Source organism: Halomonas bluephagenesis, from assembly GCF_054790765.1.
In genome coordinates, this window is record NZ_CP133631.1 from 900,614 (window position 1) to 917,546 (window position 16,933).

General features: G+C 53.6%; 14 protein-coding genes. 2 read left to right on the forward strand and 12 right to left on the reverse strand.

The window, feature by feature from the left end:
- Positions 1–13: 13 nt before the first annotated feature.
- From REH51_RS04080 to REH51_RS04100, 5 genes are all read right to left on the reverse strand, one after another.
- The gene (locus tag REH51_RS04080) at positions 14–1,054 is read right to left on the reverse strand and encodes an AbrB family transcriptional regulator (protein WP_498936923.1); all 1,041 of its coding nucleotides are present in this window, start codon (positions 1,052–1,054) and stop codon (positions 14–16) included.
- A gap of 128 nt (positions 1,055–1,182) precedes the next feature.
- Positions 1,183–2,040, reverse strand: a complete 858-nt coding sequence (locus REH51_RS04085) for a PA4780 family RIO1-like protein kinase (protein ID WP_498936925.1) — start codon at positions 2,038–2,040, stop codon at positions 1,183–1,185.
- Positions 2,041–2,090: 50 nt separating this feature from the next.
- On the reverse strand, positions 2,091–3,488 hold the full coding sequence (dbpA, locus tag REH51_RS04090; protein ID WP_498936927.1) for an ATP-dependent RNA helicase DbpA: 1,398 nt from the start codon (positions 3,486–3,488) through the stop codon (positions 2,091–2,093).
- A gap of 132 nt (positions 3,489–3,620) precedes the next feature.
- Complete coding sequence (ybaK, locus tag REH51_RS04095) at positions 3,621–4,097, reverse strand: Cys-tRNA(Pro) deacylase (protein ID WP_009721534.1); 477 nt, start codon at positions 4,095–4,097, stop codon at positions 3,621–3,623.
- A gap of 175 nt (positions 4,098–4,272) precedes the next feature.
- The gene (locus REH51_RS04100) at positions 4,273–5,136 is read right to left on the reverse strand and encodes a cation diffusion facilitator family transporter (RefSeq protein ID WP_498936929.1); all 864 of its coding nucleotides are present in this window, start codon (positions 5,134–5,136) and stop codon (positions 4,273–4,275) included.
- A 107-nt stretch (positions 5,137–5,243) separates the two neighbouring features.
- On the opposite strand from REH51_RS04100, the gene REH51_RS04105 reads away from it, so the two are divergent.
- Together REH51_RS04105 and REH51_RS04110 are read left to right on the forward strand one after the other, a co-directional pair.
- Positions 5,244–6,113, forward strand: a complete 870-nt coding sequence (locus tag REH51_RS04105) for a LysR family transcriptional regulator (protein ID WP_009721532.1) — start codon at positions 5,244–5,246, stop codon at positions 6,111–6,113.
- Between the two features lie 196 nt (positions 6,114–6,309).
- Complete coding sequence (locus tag REH51_RS04110) at positions 6,310–7,719, forward strand: PhoH family protein (protein WP_009721531.1); 1,410 nt, start codon at positions 6,310–6,312, stop codon at positions 7,717–7,719.
- A 119-nt stretch (positions 7,720–7,838) separates the two neighbouring features.
- Here REH51_RS04110 and REH51_RS04115 read toward each other — a convergent pair whose 3' ends face one another.
- From REH51_RS04115 to REH51_RS04145, 7 genes are all read right to left on the reverse strand, one after another.
- Positions 7,839–8,852, reverse strand: coding sequence for a YihY/virulence factor BrkB family protein (locus REH51_RS04115; protein ID WP_009721530.1), 1,014 nt, complete (start codon positions 8,850–8,852; stop codon positions 7,839–7,841).
- A complete protein-coding gene (locus tag REH51_RS04120; RefSeq protein WP_498936931.1) occupies positions 8,849–10,633 on the reverse strand; it encodes a proton-conducting transporter transmembrane domain-containing protein in 1,785 nt (594 codons plus the stop codon). The genes REH51_RS04115 and REH51_RS04120 overlap by 4 nt, the downstream gene beginning before the upstream one ends.
- Positions 10,630–12,135, reverse strand: a complete 1,506-nt coding sequence (locus REH51_RS04125) for a complex I subunit 5 family protein (RefSeq protein ID WP_009721528.1) — start codon at positions 12,133–12,135, stop codon at positions 10,630–10,632. The genes REH51_RS04120 and REH51_RS04125 overlap by 4 nt, the downstream gene beginning before the upstream one ends.
- Positions 12,132–13,622, reverse strand: coding sequence for a complex I subunit 5 family protein (locus REH51_RS04130; protein WP_498936933.1), 1,491 nt, complete (start codon positions 13,620–13,622; stop codon positions 12,132–12,134). Before REH51_RS04130 ends, REH51_RS04125 begins: the two co-directional genes overlap by 4 nt.
- A complete protein-coding gene (locus REH51_RS04135) occupies positions 13,622–14,299 on the reverse strand; it encodes a hydrogenase subunit MbhD domain-containing protein (protein WP_009721526.1) in 678 nt (225 codons plus the stop codon). The genes REH51_RS04130 and REH51_RS04135 overlap by 1 nt, the downstream gene beginning before the upstream one ends.
- A 46-nt stretch (positions 14,300–14,345) precedes the next feature.
- Complete coding sequence (locus tag REH51_RS04140) at positions 14,346–15,011, reverse strand: alpha/beta hydrolase (protein ID WP_009721525.1); 666 nt, start codon at positions 15,009–15,011, stop codon at positions 14,346–14,348.
- 73 nt (positions 15,012–15,084) lie between these two features.
- Complete coding sequence (locus tag REH51_RS04145; protein ID WP_009721524.1) at positions 15,085–16,854, reverse strand: SLC13 family permease; 1,770 nt, start codon at positions 16,852–16,854, stop codon at positions 15,085–15,087.
- Positions 16,855–16,933 lie beyond the last annotated feature (79 nt).

Genomic DNA, 16,933 nt, shown 5'->3' on the forward strand with positions numbered 1-16,933 from the left:
TAGACAGACGTCTTTAAGAAGATTGACGACGCAATAGCCAACGCGCCCAAAAAGGGGCCACGATCACCAATGTGACCATGCGCAGTAAGTGGTGAAATGCCACAAATACCGGGTCGATATTAAGCGCGACAGCAAGAATGGCCATTTCGCCGATGCCGCCGGGGGCTAACGCTAATAGCGCCACATCACGGCGCACACCCAACAGTTGATGGATCAGTTCAGCAAACAACGCCAAGACCACCAGTGCAAGCAGCGTCGCCACCCCGGATTGCCATAAATAGCGCCCGAGCAAGCGTCGTGTCATGCCTTGAAAACGCGAGCCAATCGCGCTGCCTAGCACCCACAGCATCAGGTTCATTCCCCAGCCGGGCAGGGTAAGGCTTGCAAGCCCAAATCCTGATAGCAAGCCCGCCATAATAAGCGGCGCAAGTAACGCGGCGCTAGGAATGCGCAGCCACCGACCCAAGGGTAATAAAAAAGGAATAGCAAGCAGCATCCAACCATGCTCAAGCGCAGCCTGGGCTGGCCCAATATCACCAGCACCGCCTTCAAACGCCCAGAACAAAGGAGGAAGAAACAGGATGACGAGAATAATACGTAGCGACTGGGCAATGGCTATACGCTGGGGGTCACCGCCACATTTATCGCCGAGCATGATCATCGCGGTCATTGCACCTGGCGATGCACCAAACCAAGCACTGACCGAGTCGAAGCCACAGCGACGATACCACGCCGCTGCAACGGCGGTGGACGCCGCAACCCCTGTCAGTAAGAGTGCTGCCGAGATTGGCCAATCCAGCACACGGTGTGCAAGTTGAGGTGTTACTTGGCTGCCCAGCACCATGCCCATGACCGCTAAAAACACGTTACGCAGCGGCTCCGGCACGCCAACATTAATCCCTTTTGCCGATACCAGCAGGTTGGCTATTAGCGGGCCTAGCATCCAGGCAAGCGGTAAACCAGTGAGATGAAAAACGACGCCGCCGAAGGCACCTACGGCAAGCGACGTTACAAGCCCCTTTGCACTTTCTGCGCTGACGCGAATGCCCTTCACGCTCCCCTCCCCCCAACCTCTAACGTTAAAACGCAATTGTTAACCTGCTAAGCGTAGACGTTAGCTTACCACTGCTAAGGGTATTAGGGTGTTAAGAGCTAGTTGTTAAGTGCTAGGTGTTTCTATCCTTAATCTTCGTCCTCGTCACCGCGAATACGTGCCTGTCGATCGGCCTCTTCTTCAATAGCATCGTCAATCACTTCTAATAGCTCATCGACATTGGCTATGTGGCTATCAAGTTCAAAATGGCCAGTCAGCTTACTATCCGGGTGTAGCTTGCCAGCTTCATACAAGGCCCACATTTCTTTACCATAGTGAGTGGTGAGAAGCTCCGGCGCGAAACGACCAAAGTAGGCGCGCATATTATCGACATCGCGCTCTAGCATCGCCGCCGCACTGTTGTTTCCCGCTGCATCCACCGCCTGGGGTAAATCGATAATCCCCGGCCCTTCGGCATCCACCAGCACGTTGAATTCCGATAAGTCGCCGTGGATCAGGCCTGCGCAAAGCATTCGCACCACGTCTTGAATCACTTTGGCGTGATAGCGAAGCGCTTGCTCCTCGGTTAAGGTCACTTCATCCAGGCGCGGTGCTACATTCCCATCGGCATCGCTGATCATTTCCATGAGAAGCACGCCATCAACAAACCCATGGGGCTCAGGCACACGTACATCAGCGGCAGCAAGACGGTATAGCGCATCGACTTCCGCATTCAACCATGCTTGCTCCTGCTCTTTTTGACCATAGCGGGTCTTCTTGGCCATGGCGCGCGAACGACGACTGTTGCGCTCTTTACGCCCTTCTTGGTATTGCACGGCCTGTTTAAAGCTACGTTGTTTAGCTTCTTTAAAGACTTTAGCGCAACGTACTTCTTCACCGCAGCGCACGACATACCCCTGCGCCTCTTTACCACTCATTAACTGCACCAGCACCTCGTCGATCATTCCATCATCAACAAGGGGCTGTAATCGCTTAGGGATTTTCATGGTTAGCTGCGTCGGCTCCTCTTTACTATCTGTGCACAATCATTAATCGATCAATAGCGAATGCGGCGAACGCGGAAAGCGCGCCCTTTAAGTTTGTCACGCTCAAGTTTGGCCTGGGCTTTTTGAACGGCGCTATGCTCCACTGCCACATAGGCACTGCGGGCCAGCACTTTAATTTTGCCTACCTGATCACCACGTAAACCACCTTCGCTGGTCAGTGCCCCCAGGATATCACCCGGGCGCAGCTTGTCTTTCTTGCCACCCGCTAACTGTAGCGTTGCCATGGGCGGTTCAAACGGCACTGAATGCTGGGGTTTCGGCAAGGGTTCCGTGGTGATTGGTTGCTCCAGTAAGCCTTCCAACCGCCCCAGCCGATAATGCTCTTTAGGCGTGACCAACGTACAGGCAATGCCGCTAGCCCCAGCGCGCCCGGTACGCCCGACCCGATGCACGTGAACATCAAGCTCACGGGCAATCTGGTAGTTAAACACCGCATCTAATTGAGCAATATCTAACCCCCGCGCGGCAACATCAGTAGCCACCAAAATAGATGCACTCTGATTAGCAAACAGAATCAGGCGACGATCACGATCCTTCTGCTCTAAATCACCGTTGAGCGCCACAGCACTAAAGCCGGCATCAACCAGTTGCTCAGCCACCGCCTGAGTTTCGCGTTTGGTATTGCAGAACACTACGCTGGTCGCTGGCCTATAAACCAGTAGCAGCTGTTGAAGGGCCGCGAAGCGTGATTCTTCGTTGGCGACTTCATAGAAGTGTTGATCGATGGTAGTGGCATCATGAACCTCGGCCACTTTGACCATCACAGGTTCACGCATCACACCTCGGGTCATGGTGGCAAGGCCGCCAGACGCACGATCATCCGGGAACGTCGCGCTAAACAGCAGCGTTTGCCGGTCGGCAGGCGTCTCAGCAATGATCGCATCAATGGTGGCTTGAAAGCCCATATCGAGCATTCGGTCGGCTTCATCAAGTACCAAGGTGGTGAGCGACCCCAGCGTAAGCGAGCCTTTGCGCAAATGCTCATCGATACGCCCAGGCGTGCCGACGACAATATGGGCGCCATGTTCCAGGGACCCTAACTGCGGTCCAAAAGGCGCACCGCCGCATAAGGTAAGTACTTTAACGTTGGGTAACCCACGCGCCAAACGGCGCAGCTCTTCGGCCACTTGGTCGGCAAGCTCTCGAGTGGGACACAACACAAGACCCTGTACAGCAAACGCTTCTACGCGCAGCTCTGCGAGCAGTGCCAAACCAAAAGCGGCAGTTTTTCCCGATCCTGTTTTGGCCTGGGCCAATACATCGCGGCCCGCCAACATCGGTGGCAGGCTTTGCGCCTGCACAGGCGTCATTGCGTGATAGCCAAGGGAATCTAAGTTGGTTAAAAGCGCGGGAGAGAGCGCGAGCGATGCAAAAGAAGTGTCAGACACAAAATTATCCTGAAGGGGCTATATTGCCCAGCAAACCTATAATGTGAAGCACCATACCAGAAAGCGCCACCCCATGCCTTGCTGCAAGCTTCGGCAAATGGGAAAGCAGCCTAGGTGCTAGTCCCTTAGATATTAGGACAAGGTGGTTGCCAGCGCTGCAAAACGCCCCTGACATAACGTTGCTAAGTCGCTTGGGGAAAGCTCAATTTCCAGCCCACGTCGCCCTGCGCTTACATAAAGTGTCGAAAATGTCTGCGCCGAGTCGTCAATAAAGGTAGGCAGGCGTTTTTTCTGACCCAGCGGGCTAACGCCACCCAGCACGTAGCCAGTGCTGCGTTCAACATCATAGGGCGCCGCCATAGCCGCTTTTTTCGCCCCTGCCGCTTTAGCAATTTGCTTTAACCCCAACTGGCTGGTGACCGGTACAATGCCGACTGCCAACTGCTTACCATCCAGGGAAACTACTAAGGTTTTAAACACTTGCTTGGCGGCAACACCCAGTTTTTCAGCTGCCTCCAGCCCGTAGGATTGCGCAGCAGCATCGTGTTGATACTCATGAAGCTGGAACGCAATCCCTGAGTGTTTCGCGCTATTAATCGCCGGTGTCATGGGGTTCTCTTAAATTAATGTCGTCAGCCAGTCTGGAAAAGGCATGTCTTCCCGATAAGTTAAATAGCGCGACATACAAAAGAAAGTCAACTGACAGGCGTTTTGAAATGAAAGCAGCGGCCGGGACAAACCGGTGGCCGTTGCTATTGATATTGCTGGTTAATTTCAAAAATCATCACGTCACTAACGTAATGCTGGTGACAGCACGCAAATTACGCCGTTTGCAGTGCTGCTCTACGCTTTCGACAATCTCTTCAGCATCATTGATTTGCTGCATATCTAATTGAATATCAACCATTAAGAAACTACCAACCTGAGCCATACGCACGTCGTCATTAGCAATATCGAAATCTGCTACTTCTTGCACCATTTCCTGACGAACGCTGCCCAAAGGCTCGCCAAACATCAATTCGCGCAGCGCACCACGCACCATGCGAATGGGCATCGGCAGGAAGTATCCCGCGATAATCAGCACCATCACCGGATCGGCAAACCGCGCCAAGTGTGCCCAAGGGGTAAGCGTCAATCCCCATGTGAGCGCAAAGCCCAGCATGACGGCGGCACTCAGCCAAGTGTCCATTTGCCACTGACGCAACTCGGCAGCCAGCAGTGATGAACGGGCGATTCGGGCATAACGGTTCAACCACCACCAAGTAAGTAAACCCCCCGCCACGTTCACTACGCCAAACATCAACGCAAGATCCAACGTTACCGGCCGTCCACCTTGTGCGAGACTCCACACAGCAGACACCATCGAAAACAGGCACACCAACGCTATCACTACGCCTTTAAGCAGCACAGCCAGCGGCTCAACGGTAAGCCGCCCAAAGGGGTAATGATCATCTGCCGGTTTGCGCGCCTGCTGTAACGCAAACAATGAAAGCGATGCCAGCACTAAACTTAATAGCGAATAGCCACTATCGAATAAAATAGTAATTGATCCACTGGCAAGCCCGAGTGCAAGGCCGGTAAAGGCAAACAAGCTGGCAGAGACAGCAGAAAATCTGAGCGCACGGCGCTCGGCGACAAAGGGGGTCACGCGAAATACTCCAGTAAAGTGTGTTAAACGCAACGCATCATAGTGAGTACACTAACGTTTAACCAATCGCTCAGCGCCAACTTTTTTGGCTCTTAACGGAGTAATCCATGCGCGCAGAACAAGTGCAGGCGTTTATTGACGTTACTGAACATGGTTCTTTTGCTGCCGCCGCGCGGCATACAGGGATAAAACGCAGCACCTTAAGTGCCACAGTGAATGCCTTGGAAGATAGCCTAGGGGTCGTGCTGTTTGAACGTTCAGGCAATAGCCTACAGCTAACTGCGGTAGGTGAAAGCGTGTTGCCAGACTGCTACCGCCTGCTAACAAGTGCCAGCCGAATCAAAAAGCACTGTCAACAGCACCTGCAAGGCGTAGAGAGCCAGCTGTGCATTGCCAGGGATGATGCATTGCCCGAAGCGTTTTGGCGACAAGTCATGCACGACTTAAAGCAGCGCTATCCGCTTACGGCCATCTCGGTGTATTTATTGCCGCCCCAAGAACACCCGCAGTTTGTCCTTCGCCAAACCGTCGATATTGCCTTTGGGCTGTATACCGCTGAAGGCGCGGACGTAAATGCCAGTAACCTTGCGCCGGTTAGCATGTGCTTAGTGGCCGCAACGTCACATCCGCTAAGCCGCCTTCCCAGCGTTACCCGCGATGATCTAGCCCAATATACTCAGGTGTGCTTAACCTATGAGCAGGGCGATAAGCTCGTCAGTGATGCACTTTTTTCGACAAATTACCTGGGCCTGACCATGTTCGAGGTCATCCGCGATGCAGCGATCAACGGCACTGGCTGGGCATTGCTACCTTACCCTCTGGTGAAAGAAGCAATAGAAAGCCACCAGCTTTGCGCGCTAAATCATGATCTCGCCCTAGACAGTCATTATTATCGCTACGTGGAAGGTGAAAGCCTGGGAGTGGTCGCCACCGCGCTGCTGACGAAGGTGTCACGCTTTTTAGGTACTACCCGTTGATGCTTTGTAATAACGTTGAAATAGAACAGTGGAAAAAATTGCTTACGCCTTCCACTCTGTTAATGACCCTGTAAAAAAGTGCTACATAAGGAGATCAAAAGGACACGCTAGAGAACCGGCACAGGCGAGTGTCATCTAAGCGTAAAGTGCATCTGCCAGTGTCGATGTTGCCGTCAACTAAGGAGTAGTTTCCACGATGGTACGACTCGATAAGAAAGCGACTAGGCTGTATGTCCTAGACACGAATGTCCTTATCCACGACCCCGCCGCGCTCTACCATTTTGATGAGCACGACGTTGTTATCCCCATGACAGTACTTGAGGAGCTAGACAAACATAAGAACGGCATCAGAGAGATCGCCCGCACGGCGCGGCAAATTAGCCGCACGCTTTCCGACTTAACCAGCCAGGTCACCTTCGACGAAATCCAGAAAGGCATTCCTATTCCCCGCATCAGTGGTGAATCAGGCCGTCTACACTTTTTGTGCTACAACGACCTCAAGCCCTTCGACTCGCTTGATGACAGCCCCGACAACCGCATTTTGGCGGAGACCTGCCGGCTACGCGATGAGCGTCCGGATGCTTCCGTTATCCTGATCACCAAAGATATCAACCTACGGGTAAAAGCCGCCGCGCTAAAAGTACCGGTGGAAGATTACCTGAATGACCGCGCTTTCTCTGACAGCGATGCGATGATTGAAGGTGCGCAGGTTTACGCCACCGCGGGACAGGATGGTGCATCGCTGTGGGAAGCGCTCAATGTCGACGTCAACGTTGAACGTGTCGACCACCACACCTTTTACCAGTTGAGTGGCAACATGCCTCGCCATTGGCATGTAGGTATGCTGGTCTCGGATAGTGAAAATGGCGCCGAGTTTGAAGCCATTGTCCGCGAGCTTTCACCATCATCTGCCCGACTACAGTTACTTACCAACTACCGTCACCACGCTGGCGTATGGGGAGTCCATGCCCACGATAGCCGCCAAAACTTCACGCTCAACCTGCTGATGGACCCGGACATTGATCTGGTCACTATTGCTGGTAATGCAGGCACCGGCAAAACCTTTATGACGCTCGCAGCGGCATTCCAGCAAACACTGGATGCCAAACTATTTGAGCGCATTGTGTTTACCCGTGCGCCAATTCCCATGGGCGAAGACATCGGATTTTTACCAGGCACTGAAGAGGAGAAAATGTCACCGTGGATGGGTGCCTTCCACGACAATATGGATAACCTGCTACGTAACGAAGAGGGAGAGTCTAGCTGGGACAACGGCGCCACTCGGCAGTTGATTGGTTCGCGGGTGCAGATTCGCGCCCCGAGCTTCATGCGTGGGCGCACGCTAAACGACACATTCTTGATTATCGACGAGGCGCAAAACTTCACCCCCAAACAACTCAAGTCGTTGGTGACCCGAGCGGGCCGAAATACCAAGATTGTTTGTTTAGGCAACGTTGGCCAAATCGACACCCCCTACTTAACTGCCAACACCTGTGGCATGGCTGCTGTTGTAGAACGATTCAGAGATTGGCCTCACGCTGGGCATATCACGCTGAAAAGCGTTGAACGTTCACGCCTCGCGCTGGCCGCCGAAGAGCTGTTGTAACGCTTGACATCGTCACCAGCCCTTTCTCACAGGCCTTTTTACCAACCAACCCAATACACCACGACATTCCTATTCACGACACCGCCCAGCTTTGCTGGGCGCCTTTGTCTAGACGATTGTTAATCATCAGGTTGACGTCGGGTATCAGGGTGTTCGCTATTCCAAGGGTTCTCAACACCAATCGTATCGGCAGCAAATGCCTTACGTTCGCCAATAGGGCGAGCTGCTCCCACCGTCGTATCGTTGCTGGTCTGGCGCTCCATCTCGCAGTTGAGTTCTGCACCAAACAGCACCACAAACGCTGATAACCAAAACCATAGCATTAGCGCTACAACGGCCCCAAGAGAGCCATACAGCTCACTAAAGGTAGAGAAGTAGCGCACGTAAAGCGACAGGCCACCTGAGCCTAGCAACCACATGATAGTGGCAAACAGCGTACCGTAGCTTAACCAACGCCATTGGGCAGAACGTCGGTAGGGAGCGTAACGATACAGCAAAGCAATAAGCACGCTCATCAGTAACAACAGCGCGGGCCAACGCAGCCATTTCAAAACACTATCCATCGGTGGCTCAATCGTCAGCGCATCAACCACTATTGGCACAATGGCAATAAACCCTAGCGACACCAGCGTCATTGTGATCAGACCAAAGGTCAACGAAACTAGCACGACACCACGCAGCAGCAGCGGACGTTTCTCATGTTCGCCATACACTACGTTTAAGCCAATCACCAGCACAGAAACACTTTTCGATGCGATATACATGGCAATCAACAGTCCTGCTAGCGCTGCCATCACACTGCCAGATTCCGTGCTTTCTACTACCTCTTGCGCCTGCTGATCAATCAAATTCGCCGCGTCCGGTGGCATAAAACGGCTAATTTCGTAAAGCTGTCGGCCTGCCTCAACAGGATCAAACAGCAAACCCCAAAGAGAAATAACGGCGGCAATGGTCGGAAATAGCGCCAGCAGGGCATAAAAAGCGATGCCCGCTGCAAAGATAGTAATCCGGTCCCGACGTGCAGCACGCAATACCCGCCAAATAATATCGAGCCACCCCTTACGGGGAATATCGTCAGGCGCTGTTGCTTCTCTGCCTCGACAGTGAGCCTCCACTCTCTCTTTTTGGCTCATCGCAGCCCCTCCCACATCAGCAAAAGCGCTGCTATCACAGCAAACGCCATCATCAAACCGCTTCCATGATGACGCATCCATGCTTCTGCGAATAACCCTTTCTTCAATTGCGCCACTAACGTTCGTTCAAATGCTAGCGAGAATGACACACTCGCCACTTTCACCTTTTCACAGGCTCGGGCCAAAGCCTCTATGACGTGCAATCCTTTTACAGAAAAGGCGCTATACAGCCACCATAAATCGCCTGCAGGTGGCGCTTGAATGACAACGCGGCGCAGCCAGCCAGTGCAAATCACAACAGCCATCACAACGACCATGACACCGACGGGGAAAGGCCAACTAAGACTTAACCATTCAGTGGCTGGCGGCACCTTGACGCTGCCGACGGGCAGTGGAAGCCACATTGGCGTTACCAGGGCAGCGACCAATGCCGCCAACCACGCGCCCCACTGGAAGGCATTACTGCCCCCTGAGTGCCGTTGTTGCCACTGACGCCACACGCAGACGCTGATCAACGCAGAAGTGCCAATGGCCGCCCAGGTAAGCAGCATAATCAGATGTTCGTGATGCATTTCATAAAGCGCACTTTTAACGCCCCATTTACTTAGCACCCCCGCCGCCAGCGCACCCGTTAGCGACACGCCTGGCAAGGCGATTAATGCAAACAACAGAGGTTGCGGCCAGCGAGGCATGTGCTCGCTAATACTGGTGCCCAGAAATAACGCTCCTTTTGCCAATGCATGATGGCCGGCAAAAAACACCACACCAGGCAATAATAGCGGCCACACGTCTTGGGCGGCCAACCCCATGGCCACCATGGCAGTGAGCATGCCCATTTGGCTGATACTCGAGTACGCCAGCACCGCTTTTGGATGACGCTGCCACACCCCATACAACGCTGCGCCAAACGCGGCTGCTAACCCGGCCACTAACATGATGTTGCCAAGTAGAGTGAACGCGGGCGACAACCCATCAACTCCCAGCGGCAATACATTTATCCACCCTAACAGCCCGGCCTTGATCATCGCGCCACTCAACACCGCGCTAGCAGGAGCAGGCGCGACTGGGTGCGCCAAAGGCAACCAAACATGAAGGCCAATAACACCCGCTTTAACCCCAAACCCAAGCCATAACAAAAGCGCCATCAAAGCACCGTAATCAGCGGCAGCAATTCCTTCGCGCACCCCCTTAAGCGTCAGGGTTTCCACAGTGCCGGCTGCCCAAAGTAGGCCACCAAGGATAAGCCCTTCGCCAATAACGGCTAAGATTAAGTATGCCCTTGCACCCAGCCGCGCTTCGTTACTACCGCTATGCACCACCAGGGCATAAGCGGCAAACGTCATCAGTGCAAAGCCCAGATAAAAACTGGCGATATCTTGAGCAATAATCAGCAGCACATTGCCCAGCAACGTCAGTGGCCACAGTAGCGCTAACCGCTGAAGTCGACGCTGGACAGCCTGATCGCCCGCCTGGGCTTTTCTTTGATCTGCTGCAAAGTACCCCCGCGCATGAACGGCCGCCAAACTCCATAGCAGAGCAGTAAATGCGAGCCAAGGCCGACTCAGCGCGTTTAACTCCCAATAACCGCCTAACATCCAGGCATCGATTGTCCATTGGACCTCGCCGCTAAAAGCCAGCAGTAACGCTGGCCATGAAGCACTCATCCAAAGCAACGAAAAATAGCGACGGCTCGCAGCCGGCGTTCGATACGCCTGCCATACAGTGCTGCCCGCAACCCAAAGGGGCCAGAGCAACGCCGCCGTCAAGAGTAGTGAGATCATGGCAGGTACTCCCCTACTGCCACGCGGGTAGCCCAATCCAACGGACTAAACGGCAACCCTGCCAACAGCCCTGCCCCAATGCTAACCATCGCAGTAAATACCGCTGGCCATAATAACCAACCGTGGGTTTCCAGACGCCCAAGACGCTGCTCATTGGGCCACTCGCCGTTCCCATGAGCGGGGCCCTCGCGGAACCAAAGGCGGTGCAAGATAGGAAGAAAATAAATAGCATTCAAGGTACTGCTCGCGACTAAAACAACCACGACCCAATACATCTGTGCCTGGATAGCACCCACCCCTAAGTACCACTTAGTAATAAAGCCCGCGATAGGAGGCAGCCCAATCATCCCCAACGCCCCCACAGTGAATGCGAAGCTAGTAAGTGGCATGCGCTTCCCGGCACCGTCCATTTCATCAATACGGTGGATGCCTAACTCTTCAGCGTAGTTACCCGCACAAAAGAACAGCGTGACTTTCATCAAGCCTTGATGCAGAAGATGCGCAAGTGCACCAATGGTACCGAAGGGGCCAAACAGGCAAACACCAAGCACAACATAGGAGACCTGGCTGATAGTGGAAAATGCCAGACGGGGCTTTAATTCCTGCTGGGCAATCGCGCGTAGCGAGCCGTAAATAATCGTGATTGAAGCCGCGACCGCCAGTACAGTGGTGACACCAAGCTCAACGCTGAGCTCAATACCGTAAAGATCATAAATCACCCGAAGGATGCCAAAGGCACCGGCTTTTACAACCGCAACAGCATGTAACAGCGCGCTAACCGGCGCAGGCGCTACCATGGCTCTTGGCAGCCACCCATGCAACGGCACCATGGCGGCTTTAACAGCTAACCCCCCCACCAACAGCGCAAATATCAGTGTCAGCAGACCACGATGATCATTGAGATAAGGCGATAACCCCTGTTCAGAAGCGAACGAGTGGTCGCCGGTTAAACTGTAAAGCAGTACTACACCGAGTAGCAGCACCACCCCAGCCGTTAAGGTATAGCGCAGATAAACACGCCCCGCTGCTAACGCTTTAGCAGTTCCGTAGTGGACGACCAACGGGTAGGTGGAAAGGGTCAGCATTTCGTAGAAAATCAGGAACGTAAACAGATTCCCGGCTAACGCGATACCCAGCGTACTCGCGACACACAGGCTGAAAAAGCCAAAAAAGCGTTTGCGGTTCGCCGCCCCTTCTAAATAGCCGATCGCGTAGATCGTGGTACACAGCCACAGTAGCGAAGAAAGACCAGCAAACATCACCCCTAACGAATCGGCTCTCAATACGAACTCAACACCACCCACTATCTGGAAACTAAAGGTGTCTTCAAACCCCTGAGAAACCCGCCCAACCATCAAGGTTACCAGGATGATTTTACTCACAGCGGCAATCAGGTTAATGCTGGTACGCAGCCGCCGCGCGTCTTCAGGTAGAAGAAAAATAACCGCCGCTGCAAAGAGAGAAATCGCTAACGTTGTTAGCGGTAGCCAAGCCGCGTTCATGCGCCACCTCCCTGCAATAGCGCCAGTGGTAGGTGAGCCAATAAGCCAAGTGCAAACGCAGCTAACGCTAAACAAAGCGCAATAAGATCCATGCCGGGCGCTAACGGCTGGTAGTGATGACGAGGCGCCGTTTCATCAAAGGAGTAGCGGAAAACGCGAAACACATAGGCAGCTGTCAGTAGCGTACCGGCTAATAGCGCAGCGACGGCTACCCACTGCTGAGTCATCACCATTGCCTGTAGCAGCAACCATTTTGCAGTAAACCCTGCGCTAGGCGGCAGCCCCATCAGCGTAACGGACGCAATCCCGAACACAAGTAGTGACAGCGGTAACCGGCGGCTCGTGCCTGACAGCCCTTTAATTGAGCTTTCGCCAGTGGCAAGAATCAGATTGCCAACGGCCATAAACATGGCCGCTTTTGCCAGCGCGTGGCCCATTAACTGCAGCCAAAACCCTTCCCAGGCCAGCGCTCCAGGCAGCGGTGAAATAGCTGGCCCCAACAGCAAGGGAAAAGCCACCATTAAATAACCCAGCTGGCCTACCGTCGAAGACGCTACCAAGGTTTTAAGTGATTCAGCACGCCACGCAATTAGCCCGCCCCAAACAATCGCTAGCATGCCTAACCATGCCACAAAGCGCGGGGCAAACAGCGCCTCGGGAAGCAAAATACCCCACAGCATGACCAGCATAAACAGCGAGGCTTTAATCACCAACGCTGCATGCAGTGCACTCACCGGTGTCCAGGCATTTTCATGCACAGGCGTTAGCCACCCGTGTAACGGAAAGAGTCCCGCTTTCAGCGCCAGCCCTGCGCCTATCAGAGCCGCAGCAACCCAAGACACTGGGCCAGGCTCAACAACCTCAGCCAGGGATTTGAGGTCAAGCTCGCCCCAATAGCCAAGCAGCAGGGCCACGCCCAGCAGATAAGCAAGCGACCCCACCAACGCTAAAAGCAAATAGCGCATGCCTGCTTTCAGCGCATTAGGCTTACCTGACAGCAGTAACATACCCACAGCAGCCAGACCCATTGTTTCTAGCGCGGCGTAAAGGGTTAAGAGATCTGCTGCTAGCCAAATAAGCGAAAGCGCACTGATCAGCACACCCATCAACGGCCACAGCCATCGCGCGTGCTTGCCAGGACTGGTAAGTTGCAAATGCCCCGGCGTGTACAAGGCAGCCGCTACCCCCACCCATTGAGTGATCATTAACATTAAACCGCTCAGGCCATTAAAACGCTGCGATAGTTCAACGCCCGCAACGTGCCATTGCCAGCGCAGTAACCCCACCTGCAGGTAGTCGACAACCAACAGTGCACCCGCCAGCAAAATTGGCAGGCACACAAGCAAAATAGGAAACAGGCGGCGCGGCCTAAAAAGAGCACCTAAAAGACCTGCAAAGATCGGCAGCACCAGCGTTGCCAGCAACGCCCAGTGGGTATACCACAGCGGTTCAAACGTGCTTTCGTGCAGGCCAAAACGCCATATCATTACGCGTGCCTCGCAGCGTCACTGTCACTTTCTAGTGCAAGCACACCTTCTAACGAAACAAGTTGCCGAATTAGCAGCACGCCCAACAAGGTACCCAACCAGGCAATGGTCAATCCCACGCTGATAAACGCCTGTGATCCAGGTATCGTGCCCGCCATTCCCGCCAGCAACAGGAACACACCAGACCCAAGAACATTGAAAGCCATTAAGCGGCGCAGCATATGCTTATGTAGTGCAAACGCCCCCATCGCGGTCGCTACAATAATGACGGCAGCGATGATCAGCGGATGCTCAGTCAATGAGTACGCCATGTCAGGCAATAAAAAGCGAATGGCACCGCCTATCATCACACTCCAGGCCAGCGCCAACAGTGCGCGTACTACACTATGTGACCAACGGTGAAGGGAACGGTCATAATGTGGCACTTTTTCGGTAGTGGCAGGGAATGCACTCAATGCATAAAAAAAACTACCACCCGTCAGCGCCAACCCTAGTACAAGCTCTGCTAACGCCAACCAGGGTGCGCCAAGCTGCCACCAAGAAAGACTCATTAATAGCGCAAATAGCAAAAACAGACCGCTCGCCCGTTTTAAGTGGCGATCAAACAGACAAGCTAGCGCCGCGGCTACCAAGCAGAGCGCTAAACCGCTTTCTACATAGTCAATTGAAGCTATCATAAGCCTTCGCTGATTCCTTGCATCGGCTACGGGGTTGGATGCAAGGCTAAGCTAGACGCTCGCTCAACCACTTGCCAATATCATTAACCTGCTGAGGGCATAGCGCATGCGCCATCGGATACTGGCGATAATTAACCGTGTAGCCCATTTCTTTTAGGCGTTCGACACCACTGCGACCTAGGGTTTCAGGAACGATGGGGTCGAAATTCCCGTGGTGTGCTTCGATAGGTATATCGCGATTGGATTCGGCTAAATCGATACTATCGGCCGTCGCAAAATAGGTCGACATAGCCAACAGTCCGCCAAGAGGTTGAGGGAATGAGAGCGCCGCCTGATAGGCTACCGCGCCTCCCTGAGAAAACCCCGCTACGATAATGCGGCGGCTGTCGATTCCTTGATCAATCTGCTCTTCAATCAGTGCCTGAATGCGTTCAGCAGACGTTTTTAGTTGCGCTTCATCCACCCGACGCCCCAAATCCATTGCGAGGATGTCATACCACGCAGGCATCACCATGCCGCCATTAATAGTGACCGCCAAGCGCGGCGCGTGGGGCATAATAAAACGCACATGCGCTGAGTCCGGCAGTGTAAGGGCTGGTACTAGCGGCTCGAAATCGTGCCCATCGGCACCCAACCCGTGAATAATAATCACGCACGCATCGGCGGGTTGACCATTCTGCGGTTCAATAATCAGTTCGCCTGGGGCTGTCATGGGCTCTTTCCTTGCTGACGTTAAAAGCGCCACCCTAGCGCAAAGTGGCGCGTTGAGCGAGTCATTTGCCTGCTTAAAACGGCCAAACCAGTGGAATAAGGGTTAAGGCAATGGCTCCCGTCAATAGGTTTAAGCCGCCACCTACACGTAAGAAATCACTGATCCGGTAGCCGCCAGGGCCATGCACCATGAGGTTCGTTTGATAACCAATCGGCGTTAAAAAACTCGCCGAGGCAGCGAACATTACCGCCACCACGTAGGGCATCGGGTTAACTCCCAGGCTTTCCGCTGCCGCCATGACCACCGGAAAAATGATCACCGCAGCGGCGTTATTGGTCACTAGCTCGGTTAACATTGCCACAACGCAATACGTAGCAATTAAAAGCAGCAGCGGGTTACCCGCCACCAACGATAGTACACTTCCCGCCAAGAAATCCGCCGCGCCGGACGTTTGCAGCGCAGCCCCTACCCCAAAAGATGCCGCAATGGTCAGCAGCACTTGGGTATCCAGACCACGCTTAGCAGCCCCCACGGAACAACAACCGGTTAATAACGCTAGCGACGCGCCCAGCATAGCGGCATTGAGCATACTTAAGACACCTAACGCCGCCAGCAATACAGCCCCCAACAAAATCGCCCAAGCCAGCGGTGCTTTTTCATGCACAGGACGCGCTGAGCCATTCAGTTCGCTGATTAAAAGAAAGTCTTTCGATTGACGGTGGCGCTCGATGAACGGAGGACGCGCTTCTAAAAGCAGCACATCGGCAGGCTGCAAGCGTACTTGGCCTAAGTTTCCAGTCACCCGCTCGCCGCCACGGCAGATCGCTAATACGGCAGCGCCATACAGTGTTCTAAAACGCCCGTCACGAATTCTCTGTCCAATAAACTGACACTGGTTCGACACCACCGCTTCCACCAAGCGACGCTCTTTGAACTCTTTTTCCAAACTCGAAGCCGCATCACGAGAAGGGATGAGCCCACGAATTTGCTGTAACTCTACAGCGGCGTCAGAGGTGCCAACAAAGACAAGCCGGTCACCTGCCTTTAGCTGCTCCCCCGGTCCCACCACACTCACCACATTACCGGCACGCTCAATTTCAACTAAAAAAAGCTCTTGAAGGTGGCGTAAACCAGCCTCTTCCACCGTACGGTCGACCAGCACACCCGCAGGATCAACTTCCATTTCGATGGTGAACTCACGAGGGTTAGCAAACGCTTTTGACATCCCCTCTCGTGAGGGCAATAAACGTGGCCCCAAGAAGATAAGGTAAGCAAGGCCCGCCAGCGCGACAGGAATACCTACCCACGCCAAATCAAATAGCCCCATCGCAAGCGCGGGGTGACGCTCTACTAACAGTCCGTGTACGACTAAATTAGTACTCGTACCAAATAGCGTAATGGTTCCGCCTAAGATGGAAGCGAAGCTAAGCGGCATTAAAAGCCGTTGGGGAGAAAGCCTCAACCGTCGACTCCAGCTCATTACAGCCGGAATGTAGGTCGCGACCACGGGCGTGTTATTAAGAAAACCACTCAGCGATGCCACGGGTAGCAAAAGCCGAACAAGCGCGCCACGTTCACTGTTAGGGCGACCTAGTACATAGCGAATAATCAGGTCAATACCACCAGTTTCGCGAATACTGGCAACCAGTACGTACATGAAAGCCACGGTAAACAAGCCACTGTTGGAAAAGCCGCCCAGCGCTTGCTGTGGGTCAATGACACCCAAGGTCATTAACAACACGACAGCACCGAGCAGAATAATATCTGGTCCCAGTCGAGACAGTGTCATTAACGGGAAGATAGTGAGCACTACCCCCACTGCTATCCAAGCATCCAGCGACATATCCTACATCCCTAACAAAAAAATCTTGGGATCATTGTGCCGCCTTCTCGATATTCTAAAAAGTTATTTTTAGAAACAC